Raw genomic sequence first — 17,520 nt, forward strand, 5'->3', positions numbered from 1 at the left:
ATTCGCAATTTTCGTTTCGATATCTAGTTTTCAAAGAACAAGCTTGTAAAATCTTGTTGGTGGAGCCAAGCGGGATCGAACCGCTGACCTCCTGCTTGCAAGGCAGGCGCTCTCCCAGCTGAGCTATGGCCCCATATTAGATTTTAAGGTATACATGGTGGGCCCTGGTGGACTCGAACCACCGGCCTCACCCTTATCAGAGGTGCGCTCTAACCAACTGAGCTAAGGGCCCACATTATATATCATATTGAAACCCGTAATGGGTTTACGCTTGGCGGCGTTCTACTCTCCCAGGACCCTGCGGTCCAAGTACCATCGACGCTGAAGGGCTTAACGGTCGTGTTCGGGATGGGAACGTGTGGAACCCCTTCGCTATCGCCACCAAACGTTTGAGAGTTTGAGCTCTCAAAACTGAGCAACGAGTGAGTAACTAGCCGACCTGGCTAGATTTTGTATTTGAATGTTTCCACGCGGGAAACGATTCTCCATAGAAAGGAGGTGATCCAGCCGCACCTTCCGATACGGCTACCTTGTTACGACTTCACCCCAATCATCTATCCCACCTTCGGCGGCTGGCTCCTTGCGGTTACCCCACCGACTTCGGGTGTTATAAACTCTCGTGGTGTGACGGGCGGTGTGTACAAGACCCGGGAACGTATTCACCGCGGCATGCTGATCCGCGATTACTAGCAATTCCGACTTCATGCAGGCGAGTTGCAGCCTGCAATCCGAACTGAGACCGGCTTTTTAGGATTCGTTCCACCTCGCGGCTTCACAGCCCGTTGTACCGGCCATTGTAGTACGTGTGTAGCCCAGGTCATAAGGGGCATGATGATTTGACGTCATCCCCACCTTCCTCCGGTTTGTCACCGGCAGTCACCTTAGAGTGCCCACCCGAAGTGCTGGCAACTAAGATCAAGGGTTGCGCTCGTTGCGGGACTTAACCCAACATCTCACGACACGAGCTGACGACAACCATGCACCACCTGTCTCCTCTGTCCCGAAGGAAAGATACATCTCTGTACCGATCAGAGGGATGTCAAGACCTGGTAAGGTTCTTCGCGTTGCTTCGAATTAAACCACATACTCCACTGCTTGTGCGGGTCCCCGTCAATTCCTTTGAGTTTCAGTCTTGCGACCGTACTCCCCAGGCGGAGTGCTTAATGTGTTAACTTCGGCACCAAGGGTATCGAAACCCCTAACACCTAGCACTCATCGTTTACGGCGTGGACTACCAGGGTATCTAATCCTGTTTGCTCCCCACGCTTTCGCGCCTCAGCGTCAGTTACAGCCCAGAGAGTCGCCTTCGCCACTGGTGTTCCTCCACATATCTACGCATTTCACCGCTACACGTGGAATTCCACTCTCCTCTTCTGCACTCAAGTCACCCAGTTTCCAGTGCGATCCGGGGTTGAGCCCCGGGATTAAACACCAGACTTAAATGACCGCCTGCGCGCGCTTTACGCCCAATAATTCCGGACAACGCTTGCCCCCTACGTATTACCGCGGCTGCTGGCACGTAGTTAGCCGGGGCTTTCTTCTCAGGTACCGTCACCTTGAGAGCAGTTACTCTCCCAAGCGTTCTTCCCTGGCAACAGAGCTTTACGATCCGAAAACCTTCATCACTCACGCGGCATTGCTCCGTCAGGCTTTCGCCCATTGCGGAAGATTCCCTACTGCTGCCTCCCGTAGGAGTCTGGGCCGTGTCTCAGTCCCAGTGTGGCCGATCACCCTCTCAGGTCGGCTACGCATCGTCGCCTTGGTGAGCCGTTACCCCACCAACTAGCTAATGCGCCGCAGGCCCATCCCCAAGTGACAGATTGCTCCGTCTTTCCAGTTCTCTTCAGGAGAAGAAAACAACTATTCGGTATTAGCTACCGTTTCCGGTAGTTGTCCCAAGCTTGAGGGCAGGTTGCCTACGTGTTACTCACCCGTCCGCCGCTAACTATCAGAGAAGCAAGCTTCTCATCAAGTCCGCTCGACTTGCATGTATTAGGCATGCCGCCAGCGTTCGTCCTGAGCCAGGATCAAACTCTCCAATAAAGTATTGAAAAGAGCGATAAGCTCATTTTGAAACTGACGAGATTAAAAATCTCATTTTATGCTCCAGTCGATCCAAGCCAAGGCTTGTCTCAAACTTTCGCGTTCATTCTGCAAGCAGAATGTTTACTCACTCGTTGTTCAGTTTTCAAAGATCAAACTTGATAATTTTCTTGCTTTTTCGTCACCATTTTCTCTCAGCGGCGACTTTTATAATATACCATACTTCGTTTGTTTCAGTCAAGCTTTTTTTGAAATTCTTTTTTCGAGTTCTTATCGAACTCAATCATTTCGTCAAAAGCATTTAACCAAGCAAGCAAAGCAACGAGATATAATGTACCATATAAACATTGATGGAGTCAACTACCCAAACAAAGAAATTTTCAAACCCAATAATAAACCAACACCCGGCAAACCCAGAATGCTTACAGTACCTATTGTGGCAGGGTTCAGCGGAATGTAAGTTCCGGTGATCCAACCTGAATAATTAACAACATATATCCCCACTGCAGCCAGTACGAGATGAATCCCGAATGATGTAAAAAAAGATAGCCCAATTCTTTTTCTAAATAAGATGATTATCAGTCCTAGTAACGACACAACAAGCACACTGCCTAATATAAGACTCTTCATACTCTCAACACCTCCATAATTGAATGTCACACCCCCACCTACATACTCACTCCCCGATCACCTATAACTGCCTTATTAATCCCCACACGTTTAGCGCGCTTCAAATGAATCTGATATTTACGCTCCGCGGCCTCCAGTACATAGATCGCATAATCGATCTCATCCTGCCCCTGTGCCTCTTCAAACTGTCTAACAGCCCGTTCCCACTCTGCCTTGGCTTTCTGTATATCTGAATAAATCTGGTCCTCTTCCATCTCCTTGAGCATTCTTTCACGTCTCTCCACCGATCTTCCTACATTTCGCCATGTAAACATAAGCCATCCCCTTCCTGATCAGCACAGCATATTCTCATACATATCAGGGAAAGGACAAACTTAGAACTGAGCTAAATAATTTATTGAATCGTTATTTTAATCTCAACGACATTCTATGAATTCATTACCATACATCAGTAGAAACGAGAGACTTCACATTAAGCAACGTTAGAAAGGGAATTAAAACAAAAAAAGAGAGCCTAGTAGGCTCTCTAAGTAATCCAAACTCATCTATTCTTTTCTTTTTAGGATAACAATCATTATAAACGCATGTTCTTATTAAGAAACACGCATTGCTATCTCATCTCCCTGCGCCCTTCCAGCGCCTTGGAAAGAGTCACTTCATCCGCATACTCTAGGTCGCCCCCAACAGGCAATCCATGGGCAATCCGAGTCACCGAGATCTCAAACGGACGGACCAGACGGGAAATATACATCGCCGTGGCCTCACCTTCGATATTCGGATTTGTAGCCAGAATCAGTTCTTTAACGCGCTCATCGCTCAAACGGGTCAAAAGTTCCTTCAGACGGATATCATCCGGACCTATTCCCTCCATAGGAGAGATTGCACCCTGCAGCACATGATAGTATCCATCAAATTCCTTGGTACGCTCCATAGCCACCAAATCTTTGGAATCCTGAACTACACAGATTACCGAGACATCCCTGGACTTATCCTGACAGATCCGACACGGGTCAGTATCCGTAATATTACAACACACCGAACAGTAATGAAGATTCCGCTTCACACTGACAAGTGCTTTGGCAAAATCAATAACGTCATCTTCCTTCATGTTAAGCACATGAAAAGCTAGTCGCGCTGCAGTCTTGGGGCCAACACCCGGCAAACGGGTGAAGGCGTCAATCAGCTTCGCTATCGGTTCGGGATAATACAATCGATTGCGTCTCCTTTGATAGGATCAATTTTAATTAAAATAATCCCGGAATTTTCATGCCGCCTGTGAATTTACCCATATCCTGGTTCGCAATTTCATCGGCTTTGGTCATTGCGTCATTGACTGCTGTCATAACCAGATCCTGCAGCATTTCTACATCTTCTGGATCAACCGCTTCTGGCTTGATAGTGATAGCCAGCAATTTCTTATGTCCATTAACTTCAGCAGTTACAACACCGCCACCGGAAGTACCTTGGACTGTTTTGTCCGCCAGTTCCTCCTGTGCCTTCAGCATTTGCTCCTGCATTTTCTTCACTTGTTTCATCATTTGGTTCATGTTGTTCATGAATATTCATCTCCTTTGGTATAGTTATCGCGCCAAGCGCATGTATATCTATTCTTTGATCACTACAAGGTCCTCACCAAAGAGCTGGATGGCTTCATCAATCCAAGGCTGCTTGTTGCCTGAACCGCCGTCTTCATGCTCAGGTTCAAGCTTAAAGTCCTCCTTTGGCGTTTCAGTAGCTCCTTCCATCGCTCCAGTCCAATCTTTGAGCATCATCGTCACAAGACGTGCTGAACGTCCAAGCTGTTCAGACAGCACCCGTTCAATTACTTCGCGATTAGCCTGCTTCTCCGTAGTTTCACGGTGGATGTTGTTCTTAAACGCCACCAGAACATTGTCTTCCAGCAGCGATACCGGTTCACCATCCATAAACCAGGCGTGAACAGTTACTTTCTCTTCTTTGACGCGCTGCAGGATCTGCCCCCACTTCTTGCTAACCTCCGCAAACTCAGGAGATCCCTTACGTGCAACGTACTGATCAAGCTGTGCAGGCAGCTTCGCTGGCGAATTGCCTCTCGACACCGGAGCTCGTGTTGCCGGGCGTGAAGGAGCACTTGATGCAGCCTCCCCACCAGACAAACCGCCCTTAAGCGCGCGATCCAGCTTTTTCTCCAGTTCAGCAAGCTGTTGCTTCAGTCGGTTGATCTCCCCACCATCCGCTGGTGTGGTTACAGCAGGAGCCGCACCGACCGAACCCGCCATCTGACCTGATGACGCCCCTTGAGCAGGAATACTGCACAGTTTAAGAAGTGCTACTTCAAATAGCGTCTGAGGCTGAACTGCATATTTCATCTCACTCTGGTACCGGTTAAGGGTATCAATCATCTGGAACAGCTGTTCCTTGGTGAATGATTCTGCCATATCACGGAACGACTCTGGATTAAGCACCCGATCCGTCAGTTTATCTGCATCCGGCACCATCTTAATCATAAGCAAATCACGGAAATAATAAAGCAAATTTTCCATGCACTTGTCCGCACTCTTACCTTCATGCATGAACCCTTCGATCATTTGCAAAATATGACCTACGTCGCCTTTGAGCAGAGAAGCAGCCAACTTTGCAAACTGTTCGGAAGGAATGCCTCCGGTCATATCCATAACCTGCTGATAGGTTACCTTTCCATCTGTAAAGGAAGAGATCTGATCCAGGACACTAAGTGCGTCCCTCATCCCTCCATCAGACAGGCGGGCGATATACTGGAGCGCATCCTGATCGGCTTCCATGCCTTCCTGTTCACAAATCAGCGTAAGTCGTGCTGTCTGTTCTTCCAGGGACACCCGGCGAAAATCAAATCGCTGACAGCGAGAAATAATCGTTGCCGGAAGACGATGAGGTTCTGTTGTTGCCAAAATAAACATCACATGTGGCGGAGGCTCTTCCAATGTTTTGAGCAACGCATTAAATGCCTCTGTCGTCAGCATGTGCACTTCGTCAATAATATACACTTTCTGCCGGACTTCAGTCGGGGCGTATTTCACCTTTTCCCGAAGATCGCGGATTTCTTCAACGCCACGGTTGGATGCGGCATCAATTTCCTGCACATCCATCACAGCACCAGTCGTAATCCTACGGCAAGCTTCACATTCGTTACAAGGCTCAGGCGCAGGCCCGCGCTCGCAGTTTACAGCTTTGGCCAAAATCTTGGCGGCACTCGTCTTCCCTGTTCCTCTGGGCCCGCTAAACAAGTAGGCATGGGAAGTCCGCTGTTCACGAATCGCGTTCTGCAAGGTCTGAATAATATGCTGTTGTCCCACCATATCTTGAAACGACTGGGGACGCCAAGCCCGGTATAACGCGATATGCTCCATGATGCGTTACCTTCCTTCCACTTCGCATTCGAGTCCTTTGTCGTTCCCCCATTATACTATATTCCGGGGTGAATCCAAACTTTATCTGACTCATCATACGTGGTTTTTTTAGACATATCAAAAAGACCTCTGCATACATACAACTGCAAAGGTCTCTACATTTAAATGGTAAGCCGTGCACCTGCTATCGATATTTGCGATCCAAGCGGCACCCCTTAACAACAGCTCGGGCTAGGCGACCCTCCGGCACAAGAGTGATCTCACTTATGGCTGCTTCCTTCCGGACCTGACCAGGTTCATGAGTACTCATTGCGGAGGACCCAACCGTCAACACCACGTTAAGGGACCAAACCTCACATCGACAAAACCTCTAGCAGGAATTCAACCTCGCTGTAGCGGATTGCGAGTTACAGGGCACCGCTACCTCCCCATCTAGCACGGTAAGAAATAGTATAACTTAAGGTTGTCTAAATTGCAACCAGAGCGAAATGAGCAGCAATATAATCATATAAAAACATATAAAAACCCCTGCCGGAACGGCAGAGGTGATTTGGATGTAATAGTCAGACAATCCCCAAGGAATTGCTGAATTAGATTCCGTATTTTTTCTTGAAACGATCAACACGGCCGCCAGCATCGATAAACTTCTGTTTACCTGTGAAGAACGGGTGGCACGCGGAGCAAATCTCTACACGAAGTCCGTCTTTAACCGAACCAGTTTCAAAAGTATTCCCGCAAGCGCAAGATACTTGACCAATCGTGTATTTAGGATGAATTGCTGCTTTCATTACCTTTCACCTCTTTCCGCCCTGAGCCTCAAGCGGACCCAGAGTAAATGGCACAACATCGAAGATTATAACACGGCCTAATGCCGGTTGCAATCCATTATTGTCATGAGGTGATCAGACGTTTGGGACGTGCCATTCCAGCTGGGGGAACGTGCGTATAGGAGCCTATAACGACATCTGGCAGCTCTTCCTCAAAGATCTCAATCATTTGCTTCATGCCCAAAATATCACCTTGTGCTGGAGGAATCAATTCCAGATAGCTCTCCGGGTCTATATTAAGGTTACGCATTTGAATAAGACGCAAATCGGTTCTCCGAGCAAACTCAATCATCGCTTCAATCTCTTCCTCACGATCCGTTACTCCTGGGAAGATCAAATAGTTAATTGATGTATACACACCCTGGGAAGCAGCGTATTTCATCGATTTTTCTACATTGGCAAGTGTATATCCGCGAGGTTTGTAGTATGCATTATAGTGGTCATCCAGTGCGCTGATTGTACTTACACGCATTAGATCAAGCCCTGCATCAACAATACCTCTCATGTGATCATTCAAACCGGCATTGGTATTAATATTGATATATCCCATGTCGGTAATAGAACGCACTTCACGGATAGCTTCAATAATCAATTTGGCCTGTGTGGAAGGCTCCCCTTCACAACCTTGGCCAAAGCTGATAATCGATTCCGGCGTTTTCAAGTGCTCCAGCATTACTTCAACGATTTCGTCCACACGTGGACGGAAATTCATCCGGGTCTGCGGGGAAACGAAGCCACTATCATCTGGTTGCTCGGAAATACATCCGAAACAGCCTGCGTTGCAGGAATAGGATACTGGAACTCCGCCTTCCCAACGATTCAGGAAGGTGTTGGATGAAGTCAGACATTCATATCCGAGCGCACAATTGGACAAATGGGTATAAAGACGATTTTCGGGATATTGCTTCGTTAAACGTTTAACACCCGCACGTACGTCATCCCGATCACAGTTCAGCGGATTCCATTGATCTGGATGATCCGACATCCGGGCAGTGACGTAAAACTGACCATCTTTCCACACAACAGCCGAGTAACCGAACAAAGGCAGTTTGTACTCTTTATCGGTTTTTACATACCCCGGCAGACACAACCGAGTGAATCCTTGCGGAAGCAAAGCCCCAACGGCCTGTGTATCACTAGGCATTGGCAGCATTTCGCCAGTATCCGGGTCCATACCAATCGGACGTGTACTCGGCAGTCCAACCAGCGTTGCACCTTCCGGTAAAGGAATCAGCTCATCCTCCATAATTTCAACGATCATATCTCCACTGCGGGCAAGCCCGTACAGGGATGGGTGATCAAATACATTACCTTTTTCATCTGCGTATACTAAATACATGATGTTCTCCTCACATCTAATGGGTTAAAGCCAAACGACGAGTATATTGTTAATCCAGCAGCAACGCTGCAAAATTCGAGTTAAATCAAAGACGTAAATCTAGGTGGTTGTACCGGACGCCGCAGTCTGTCTTGGCGAGCGCCGAGTCGTAGTCGATCCGGAGTTGCTGGTCGGACTGCTGCCAGCTGTATCAAACGCCGCAAGGAACTCAGCATTCGTTTTGCTATTACGCAGCTTCTTCAAGAAACCTTCGACAAAGTCGTGGGAATCGTTCATGTTTTTACGAATCGCCCAGATTGTATCAAGTTCTTCCTTGCTCAGCAACACTTCTTCGCGACGTGTACCGGAACGACGAATGTCGATAGCTGGGAAAATACGACGCTCTGCCAGCTTACGATCCAGATGAAGCTCCATATTGCCCGTACCTTTAAACTCTTCATAAATGATATCATCCATACGTGATCCCGTATCAATCAATGCTGTAGCCAGGATCGTCAGGCTTCCACCCTCTTCTACATTCCGTGCAGAACCGAAGAAACGTTTCGGACGATGGAATGCTGCCGGGTCAATACCACCACTAAGTGTCCGTCCGGACGGTGGGATGACCAGGTTGTATGCACGAGCAAGACGTGTAATGCTATCCAGCAAAATAACAACATCTTTTTTCGCCTCAACCAGACGGAGCGCACGTTCCAGCACCAATTCCGCAACTTTGATGTGGTTTTCTGGCAGCTCATCGAACGTAGAAGCCACAACTTCCCCTTTAACCGAACGCGACATATCCGTAACTTCTTCCGGACGTTCATCAATCAACAGGACAAATAGTTCAATTTCTGGGTTGTTGGTTGAGATGCTGTTGGCGATTTCTTTGAGGAGAAGTGTTTTACCCGCTTTGGGAGGTGCTACGATCAATCCGCGCTGTCCCAGTCCTACCGGGGCGAGCACATCCATAATGCGTGTGGACAAATGGTTGGGGGATGTTTCGAGAACCAGTTTCTTCTGCGGGTACAATGGGGTTAATGCCGGGAAGTGAAGTCTTTCCGCAGCTGCCGATGGATTCTCACCATTTACAGCGTTGACTTGCAGCAAACCGAAGTATCGCTCGTTTTCTTTAGGTGTTCTACACTTACCTGATACGAGGTCACCTGTTCTTAGGTCAAACTTGCGAATCTGTGAGGCTGAGATGTAGATGTCTTCCGTACTTGGCAGGTAATTGATCGGACGAAGGAATCCGTAACCTTCAGGTAGAATTTCGAGCACACCCTGCATGAACATCAATCCACTCTGTTCAGCTTGTGCACGTAATATAGCGAAGATCAATTCTTTCTTTTTTAAAGTGCCGTAGTAGGGAATTTGATATTTTTTGGCCAGTTTGTAAAGGTCCGTTAGTTTCATTTCTTCCAAATCGGAAATTTGTAGATCCATATAATAACCACCTATTCAATTAATAAGTCCGTGAAATGGATAGTTTCGCTTGATGTTCCGGCTATAAGAGCAGCATCGTTCTGCATTTCTCTTCTGTCCATTGTACGGAATGTAACCGTTATAATGCAAATACTTGTCTTTGAGTGTAAGTTTCCGGGCGGGATAGCCAACTTTCGGCAAGATCCGCTAGTGAGTGAACACGAATACGTGAGGCGTTCGATCCGGGCAGACCGGCTATGGAGCGCAGTTCAAACAAAACCGGGGTTTGGGGAAAAAGAAATGATGTTCTTAAAGCCATATGAAGTCTGACTCAAAAAAAGACCCTCCGGTAAAGGAAACAGGAACATTTCGTCTTATCCCGGAGAGACTGAGAACTCTATTAAAACAGGTTTACCCAATTACTGAAAGGATATGCAGTTCTGTAAAAATAATCACTTGAATACCGTAAAACTCGTCATACAATACAGAATTAATCGGTTTCTCGCCACACATCTGCACCTAGCAGACGCAGATTGGTTACTAGATGATCGTACCCACGATCAATAAACTCCACGCCTGTCACTTCGGTCACACCTTCACTGACGGTGAGACCTGCGATCACCAGCGCTGCTCCAGCGCGAAGATCGGATGCTTTTACCTTGGCCGCATTCAATGCACTGCCTTCAATAATAGCTGAACGCCCTTCCACACGGATTTTCGCGCCCATGCGTACCAACTCAGGAACGTGCTTGAATCGATTGCTATATACAAAGTCGCTCAGGACACTCACACCCGTTGCCTGTGTCAACACACTGGTCATCGGGGACTGCAAATCCGTCGGAAAACCGGGATATACGAGTGCCTTAACGTCTACATGATTGTAGCTTGGTTTGCCAATTACACGAATACTTTCATCCAGTTCTTCAATGCCAACGCCCATCTCCAGTAACTTTGCCGTCAAAGCCTCCAGATGTTTGGGAATGACATTGTCGATCAGAACGTCGCCACGCGTCGCCGCCGCAGCGATCATATACGTACCTGCTTGTATACGGTCCGGAATGATAGAATGACGGCAACCCTTAAGCTCCGACACACCTTCAATACGGATCGTTTCGGTACCGGCACCTTTAATGCTGGCACCCATTGAGTTCAAAAGTGTTGCTACATCTATAATCTCAGGCTCTTTAGCCGCGTTTTCGATAATTGTAGAGCCTTTGGCACGAGTAGCCGCCAGCATGATGTTAATGGTTGCACCTACACTGCTTACATCAAGATAAATCTTTGCTCCGCGCAGCTCTTTGGCATGCAAATGAATGGAGCCATGTTCGTTCGTTACGGTTGCGCCAAGCGCTTCAAACCCTTTGATATGTTGATCAATCGGACGAGGCTCAAAGTTGCAGCCCCCAGGCAAACCAATGGTTGCTTCTTTAAAACGCCCAAGCAGTGCCCCCATCATATAATACGAAGCCCGAAGCTTCTTCACGGGACCATTCGGCATGGGAATGGATTTAATATCGGAAGGATCGATCTTCATCTGACTGCCTTCCCAGTGTACACGAGCTCCGAGTTCCTCCAAAATTTCTGCATAAACCGCCACATCACTCAAAAGCGGCAGGTTGTCCAGCACGACTTCTGACTCGGCAAGCAATGCTGCAGGAATAAGCGCGATGGCGCTGTTCTTGGCGCCGCTTATAGTTACAGTTCCCTGTAACGGACGTCCGCCACTAATCATCAATTTTTCCATAAAGCTTAATGTCCCCCTACGTGTTTTGCAGCCGGTTAACGGCAATACGTGCTGTTGGCTTTCGATGTAGAAATAAGGCGTGAAAATGGAAAGACACCGGCTAGGCGGTGTTCTTTCCACTTACACTGTATGGAACTGGTAAAGAAAAATTACGCTTTGTTGTTGGAACCAAACTCGCGAATTTTACCTTTAACGGTTTCTTTGATTGCATCACGGCCTGGTACGATGAATGTACGTGGATCGTAAGCATCTGGTTTAGCTGCAAGCACTTCGCGAACCACTTTGGAGAACGAAATTTGGTTCTCAGTGTTCACGTTGATTTTGGAAGTTCCCAGAGAAATCGCTTTGTCGATATCATGTTTAGGGATACCTGTACCACCATGCAATACCAATGGAACGTTAACTGCATCGCGAACTTCTTCCATTTCTTTGAAGCCCAAGTTAGGCTCGCCATGGTAAGGACCATGTACAGAACCAAGAGCTGGAGCCAATGTGTCGATACCTGTTTCTTTAACGATACGTACACACTCGTTCAGGTCAGCGTACATGATACCACCGATAACGTCGTCTTCTTGTCCACCAACAGTACCTACTTCGGCTTCTACAGAAACGCCTTTAGCGTGTGCATATTCAACAACTTTTTTAGTCATTTCGATGTTTTCATCGATGGAGTGGTGGGAACCGTCGATCATTACGGATGTAAATCCAGCATCGATCGCTTCTTTACACTTATCAAAGCTGGAACCGTGATCCAGGTGAATAGCAACTGGAACAGTGATTTTCATGTCGTGAATGAGTCCTTCTACCATTTTAACTACTGTGTAGAAACCGCTCATGTGACGCGCTGCGCCTTCGGATACGCCCAAGATTACTGGGGATTTCTCTTCTTCAGCAGCAGCAAGAATCGCTTGAGTCCACTCAAGGTTATTGATGTTGTATTGACCAACTGCATATTTTCCTTCGAGTGCTTTGTTCAACATGTCTGTCATAGATACTAATGGCATGGTTTCAATCCTCCTAGGGGTGTTGGGTTGTGTCTATGGTTTTTAGCCGAAATCACATACGGGCTTATTATACCACATCCCATGTCAAATACTAAACAAGCATTTGCAAAAATGCTGTGCTTTGCAGCACAGTTTTCATAGACACAGCATGACGACGTCCCCATTTCCAATATTCCCCGGATGCTTGACCGAAATACCCTGCATACCCACCCGTTAACTCTCACAGCTTCACACGCAAAAAAATCCTGTATCTACAGGATTCAGCTGCACTTATTCGCGGTATCATTTCGAAGCTGCATATTGACTGCCACACGCATTTCATCGATATCAAACGGTTTCGTAAAGTGCATGAGCGCTCCAAGATCCGTAGCTTCTTTGATCATGTCCAGTTCACCATAGGCCGTCATCATGATGACTTTGATATCCGGATCAATTTCCTTAATATGTTTCAGAATTTCCAGGCCATCCATGCCAGGAATCTTCATATCAAGCAGCACAAGATCAGGTTTGTCATTATTTACTATCTCCAGGGCAATCTTCCCATTAGGCGCTTGGAACGTATTATATCCTTCGCTGCTGAACACTTCCATTAACAGGATTCGAATACCGTTTTGATCATCAACAATCAACACTTTTTTATTTTCCACTGAGTAACCTCCTAGAATTAGGAAAGCATGTACGTCTGAATCTGGATAACAATCCCATAGTCGTCATGATAAGTATTCTACCTTACCCATTGAAATCCTGCTTACATCCCAAAATGCCAAAAACCATTTTCGCTTAACTTTACCCACTAAAAAAGGATGCCCCCAGCACCCTTATCGGCTGCCAAGAACATCCATTTATTTATAACTTAATGATAATACTTATTTTCCAGCGCTCTCCAGAGAAGCTTTTACAAACTCACGGAACAACGGCTGCGGACGGTTCGGACGGGAAGTGAATTCCGGGTGGAATTGTACTGCCAAGAACCATGGGTGTCCTGGAAGCTCCACGATCTCAACCAGACGTCCATCCGGGGATGTACCCGAGATAACCAAACCGGCTTTTTCAATCGCTTCACGGTATTCATTGTTGAACTCGTACCGGTGACGGTGTCTCTCATAGACCAGTTCATCATCATAACAAGACATTGCCAGGGAACCTTCCTGAAGCTTACAAGGATACAGACCCAGACGCATTGTACCACCCAGGTTTTCAATATCTTTTTGTTCAGGCAACAGGTCGATTACCGGGAACTCTGTAGCTGGATTGATCTCGGAGCTGTTCGCTCCAGTCAAACCAACGATGGAACGTGCATATTCAATAACGGAAACCTGCATACCCAAGCAAATACCGAAGAACGGAATTTGTTTCTCACGGGCATAACGAATCGCCGATACTTTACCTTCAATACCCCGATCACCAAATCCGCCTGGTACGAGGATCCCGCCTACGCCGTTCAGCAGATCGCCCACATTCTCATCTGTGATATCTTCGGAATGAATCCAGCGGATCTTCACATCAGCATTGGATGCAAATCCTGCATGAGACAAGGATTCAACAACACTCAAATAAGCATCATGCAAAGCTACATATTTACCTACAATGGCAATCTCCACTGTATGCTTCAGCTTGTTGATACGGTCAACCAGCCCTTCCCACTCGCTCATATCCGGTGCAGGAGTAGTCAGCTTGAGGTGGTTTACCACGATCTCATCCAAACCTTCTTCACGCAGGTTCAAAGGCACTTGATACAATGTGTCTGCATCACGGCATTCCACCACGGCATTTTCATCAATGTCACAGAAGAGAGCGATTTTAGCTTTCATGTCTTTGGACAGCTCATACTCTGTACGGCATACAATGACGTTCGGTTGAATTCCAATACTGCGCAATTCCTTCACACTGTGCTGTGTTGGTTTAGTTTTCACTTCGCCGGCAGCCTTGATGTAAGGAATAAGTGTTACATGGATGTACATGACGTTGTCACGACCTACATCACTCTTGATTTGACGAATAGCTTCCAGGAACGGCAAGCTCTCGATGTCACCCACCGTACCGCCGATCTCCGTAATGACAACATCCGAACCCGCTTCACGTCCTGCGCGGAATACGCGCTCTTTGATCTCGTTCGTAATGTGTGGAATGACTTGTACCGTTCCGCCCAGATATTCCCCGCGCCGCTCTTTGCTGATGACGGAGGAGTATACTTTACCAGTCGTGACGTTGCTGTTCTTGGAGAGGTTGATGTCAATAAAACGTTCGTAGTGGCCAAGGTCAAGATCCGTTTCCGCGCCATCATCCGTTACAAAAACCTCACCATGCTGATAAGGACTCATTGTTCCCGGGTCGATATTGATGTATGGATCAAATTTTTGAATGGTTACCTTCAACCCTCTGTTTTTCAGCAATCTGCCCAGCGAGGCAGCCGTTATCCCTTTGCCCAGGGAGGACACAACTCCGCCCGTCACGAAAATATACTTTGTCACTATTATTACCCTCCTAATATAAGTACAGAAATTCAGGCGATATATGGTATTATCGTAACCCGTTTCCCAGGTAATCATCGTTAAAAAGAGCAATGGCAGAAATTCCCTGCATCTGCGAACTGCTCTTTCATGCGAAGACCGTGTGTAAACAACGTTGTTCTACAGCGTAGAATGGTGCAAACCTTCCGGAAGCCAACTACCGTGCCTGTCCCTAAATAGATATCATTGCATCGATCCATTTGGTGTTTTGGATATACAAAAATAGACCACGGATTGTTGGCCGGGAGCATGCGGAATTCAAATCATTTTGCAAAATTCTGCCTCTAAAAATACAAAAAAAGTACTCCCGCAGGACGGGGCACTTTTTATAAAAAACATAAATATTTTGTCGCTCATTCATAAGCCCATGCAATAGTTTACCCGTTACCCCGTCTGCTGTCAAGGCTGACTATGCGGGGAAAACGGGTAAACTATCGACATCAAAAATGACTGCTACTTATCGGAATCGTCGTCAAATTCACCCTCGTCTTCGGACTCTTCTTCATCGTCTTCATCGAGGTCTTCCTCTTCCAAATCGTCATCTTCAACTAGAACTTCTTCATCGCCATCTTCTTCGTCAAAGATGTCGTCTTCGTCATCATCATCGTCATCATCATCTTCGTCCTGATCATCGTCAGAATTATCGAAGTCTTCGTCGCTGTTATAGCTGTCTTCCTCTTCCCCGAAGTCCTCATCTTCCAGATCATCGTCTTCATCGTTGATGATGCGCGGACGCTTCGCACCCGTCATGGTATCTTCCGATCCAGCTACCGGATACCAGCGCTTCAAGCCCCACAGACTTGTACCGACGCAAGCAAAACGGCCATCGATATTAATCTCGGTATATAGCTGGGCGATAAACTCGTTGATTTCTTCATCAGTCATTCCGCGCTGTTTAGCTACCTCATTCATCAAATCACGGTAGTAATACGGCGTATTGGCCGCTTTCAGCACCATAAAGGCGAGGTCCACCAAAGGAATCTCTCTGACCTTTTCTTTATCAATTTTCAAATTGAGCGAGGTACTCACTGACAGACACTTCCTCTCACACAAAATTCACTTTATATCCCTACGAACTGGAACGTTACGTATAACATATCCATTAACAAACCTAAGTAAAACCTATTTAGCCTCAAAAAGCAAGTTTTTATGTATGGATGTCTCATAATTCCAAGAAGCAACTCCAAACGAGCAATGTACAGATCCGTAAGAGACATCTAACTCGCGGGCATATCGTCCTTTGTGCAAAAAAAGCATCATCATATAAAAAAGACGGAGTCCCCTCCGCCTTCTGACTGTATACCCTTGAAGGATCGCTCCTCACCAGGGTCCCCGCAAGAGCCCTCTAGCCCTCCATCCATCATATGTCCCTGCGCCCGTTTTGACACGAAGAGAATGTGTTTTTGTAAAAAAAGGGCAGGTTCCCCATGCGGCGGGATCAATGCATTCATAGAATACCTCAGCATGTTCATCCCGAAGGGGGCTGCCCATTATGGACTATACTGGTTTTCTACATCAATTGGTTGAAGGAATGCAACGTCCCGAACCAGAACAGGGGCGGCGGTACTTGATCCGGTTCGCCAAACCGAAGCAATATGAAGCCTGCCTCGTGGAACTGTCGCGGATGAGGAATGAATTTACGGATCTTGGTATGGTACGCTCCTCCCGGCTGGCGCGCTCCATTATCGCCCCGGTGCATGACCCAGAAGAATTATCTCGCTACAGCGATGAGATTACGGTAGAAGAAGATGTATCCATCTCACTGCATGCCACCGCGCTTCACAGTAAACCGAGCAGTGCTCAGGGCATACCTTGGGGCGTTAAACAGATTCATGCTCCCAAAGTATGGTCCGTATCCACAGGACATCGAATCAAAATCGGCGTGATCGACACAGGTGCCGATTATCAACACCCCGATCTTCGCTATTCGCTGGCACGCGGAATCAATCTGTTAAACCGCAGTCTGCTTCCTCATGATGATAACGGTCATGGCACTCATATTGCCGGAACCATTGCCGCTGCCAATAGTACGGCAGGTATGATTGGCGTAGCTCCTCGCTCCCTGATCTATCCGGTGAAGGCATTCGACCATAATGGTTCGGCTTTCGTGTCAGACATTGTGCTTGGCATCGATTGGTGTGTTCGCAATCGGGTCGATATTATCAATATGAGCTTTGGCATGAAAACGCGTAGCAAAGCATTGCTTGATGTCGTGAACCGTGCCTATCAGGCCGGGATTGTCATAGTTGCATCGTCAGGAAATGACGGCAAACGCCGCAGCATTGATTATCCGGCACGTTATCCGCAAACGATATCGGTTGGGGCAACTGACAAAAACCGGCGTATTGCCTCGTTCAGTAACCGAGGTGCATACGTCGATGTATATGCGCCAGGGGACAAAATTGTTTCATCCTGGGTGCACGGCAAGCACCATGAGATGAGCGGCACCTCCATGGCGACATCGCACGTCAGTGGCGCCATAGCGCTCTTGCTTGCAAAGCATCCCGGCCTGTCGCCAGCCGAAATCAAAACGCTCGTGAAGCGCGCAACCGTACCGCTGCGCGCACGCAAGACCACCACCGCGAAGAGCAAAATACGCGGTGGCGAGATTGACGCCCTCAAGCTAATGCAGGAGGGCGGAGGGTAAAGTGCGC

General features: G+C 47.4%; 14 protein-coding genes, 2 tRNA genes, 2 rRNA genes and 1 other RNA gene. 1 reads left to right on the forward strand and 18 read right to left on the reverse strand.

What is annotated here, in order from left to right:
- Positions 1-57: 57 nt before the first annotated feature.
- From MHB84_RS12380 to rpoE, 18 genes are all read right to left on the reverse strand, one after another.
- Positions 58-133, reverse strand: a tRNA-Ala gene (locus tag MHB84_RS12380).
- A gap of 22 nt (positions 134-155) precedes the next feature.
- Positions 156-232: transfer RNA gene (locus MHB84_RS12385), tRNA-Ile, on the reverse strand.
- A gap of 37 nt (positions 233-269) precedes the next feature.
- A 5S ribosomal RNA gene (gene rrf / locus MHB84_RS12390) occupies positions 270-386 on the reverse strand.
- A gap of 105 nt (positions 387-491) precedes the next feature.
- A 16S ribosomal RNA gene (locus MHB84_RS12395) occupies positions 492-2,043 on the reverse strand.
- 360 nt (positions 2,044-2,403) lie between these two features.
- Positions 2,404-2,673 carry a pro-sigmaK processing inhibitor BofA family protein gene (locus MHB84_RS12400; protein ID WP_063567659.1) on the reverse strand — a complete coding sequence of 90 codons (270 nt, stop codon included), beginning with the start codon at positions 2,671-2,673 and terminating at the stop codon, positions 2,404-2,406.
- Positions 2,674-2,711: 38 nt separating this feature from the next.
- Positions 2,712-2,987 carry a DUF2508 family protein gene (locus MHB84_RS12405; RefSeq protein ID WP_076292182.1) on the reverse strand — a complete coding sequence of 92 codons (276 nt, stop codon included), beginning with the start codon at positions 2,985-2,987 and terminating at the stop codon, positions 2,712-2,714.
- A gap of 296 nt (positions 2,988-3,283) precedes the next feature.
- Complete coding sequence (recR, locus tag MHB84_RS12410; protein ID WP_062329683.1) at positions 3,284-3,883, reverse strand: recombination mediator RecR; 600 nt, start codon at positions 3,881-3,883, stop codon at positions 3,284-3,286.
- Positions 3,884-3,917: 34 nt separating this feature from the next.
- On the reverse strand, positions 3,918-4,229 hold the full coding sequence (locus MHB84_RS12415; protein WP_024628773.1) for a YbaB/EbfC family nucleoid-associated protein: 312 nt from the start codon (positions 4,227-4,229) through the stop codon (positions 3,918-3,920).
- 48 nt (positions 4,230-4,277) lie between these two features.
- Positions 4,278-6,038: a DNA polymerase III subunit gamma/tau gene (dnaX, locus tag MHB84_RS12420; RefSeq protein WP_076292183.1), complete on the reverse strand. Its 1,761-nt coding sequence runs from the start codon at positions 6,036-6,038 to the stop codon at positions 4,278-4,280.
- A gap of 173 nt (positions 6,039-6,211) precedes the next feature.
- Positions 6,212-6,479: signal recognition particle sRNA large type (gene ffs, locus MHB84_RS12425), an RNA gene on the reverse strand.
- A 149-nt stretch (positions 6,480-6,628) separates the two neighbouring features.
- On the reverse strand, positions 6,629-6,826 hold the full coding sequence (gene rpmE / locus MHB84_RS12430; RefSeq protein WP_024628775.1) for a 50S ribosomal protein L31: 198 nt from the start codon (positions 6,824-6,826) through the stop codon (positions 6,629-6,631).
- A gap of 103 nt (positions 6,827-6,929) precedes the next feature.
- On the reverse strand, positions 6,930-8,204 hold the full coding sequence (locus MHB84_RS12435; RefSeq protein ID WP_076292184.1) for a radical SAM protein: 1,275 nt from the start codon (positions 8,202-8,204) through the stop codon (positions 6,930-6,932).
- A gap of 99 nt (positions 8,205-8,303) precedes the next feature.
- Positions 8,304-9,629, reverse strand: coding sequence for a transcription termination factor Rho (rho, locus tag MHB84_RS12440; protein WP_076292185.1), 1,326 nt, complete (start codon positions 9,627-9,629; stop codon positions 8,304-8,306).
- A gap of 469 nt (positions 9,630-10,098) precedes the next feature.
- The gene (locus MHB84_RS12445; protein WP_063567653.1) at positions 10,099-11,352 is read right to left on the reverse strand and encodes a UDP-N-acetylglucosamine 1-carboxyvinyltransferase; all 1,254 of its coding nucleotides are present in this window, start codon (positions 11,350-11,352) and stop codon (positions 10,099-10,101) included.
- Positions 11,353-11,501: 149 nt separating this feature from the next.
- Complete coding sequence (gene fba / locus MHB84_RS12450; RefSeq protein WP_024628780.1) at positions 11,502-12,356, reverse strand: class II fructose-1,6-bisphosphate aldolase; 855 nt, start codon at positions 12,354-12,356, stop codon at positions 11,502-11,504.
- A 260-nt stretch (positions 12,357-12,616) separates the two neighbouring features.
- Positions 12,617-13,003 (reverse strand): response regulator, encoded by a 387-nt coding sequence (locus MHB84_RS12455; RefSeq protein ID WP_024628781.1) that lies wholly within the window; start codon positions 13,001-13,003, stop codon positions 12,617-12,619.
- 219 nt (positions 13,004-13,222) lie between these two features.
- Positions 13,223-14,827, reverse strand: a complete 1,605-nt coding sequence (locus MHB84_RS12460; protein ID WP_076292186.1) for a CTP synthase — start codon at positions 14,825-14,827, stop codon at positions 13,223-13,225.
- Between the two features lie 492 nt (positions 14,828-15,319).
- Positions 15,320-15,895, reverse strand: coding sequence for a DNA-directed RNA polymerase subunit delta (gene rpoE / locus MHB84_RS12465; protein WP_076292187.1), 576 nt, complete (start codon positions 15,893-15,895; stop codon positions 15,320-15,322).
- Positions 15,896-16,358: 463 nt separating this feature from the next.
- Between rpoE and MHB84_RS12470 the strand changes: the two genes are divergently transcribed.
- The gene (locus MHB84_RS12470) at positions 16,359-17,513 is read left to right on the forward strand and encodes a S8 family peptidase (protein ID WP_076292189.1); all 1,155 of its coding nucleotides are present in this window, start codon (positions 16,359-16,361) and stop codon (positions 17,511-17,513) included.
- Positions 17,514-17,520 lie beyond the last annotated feature (7 nt).

The sequence above is a fragment of the Paenibacillus sp. FSL F4-0087 genome (assembly GCF_038020215.1).
GTDB classification, from domain to species: domain Bacteria; phylum Bacillota; class Bacilli; order Paenibacillales; family Paenibacillaceae; genus Paenibacillus; species Paenibacillus taichungensis.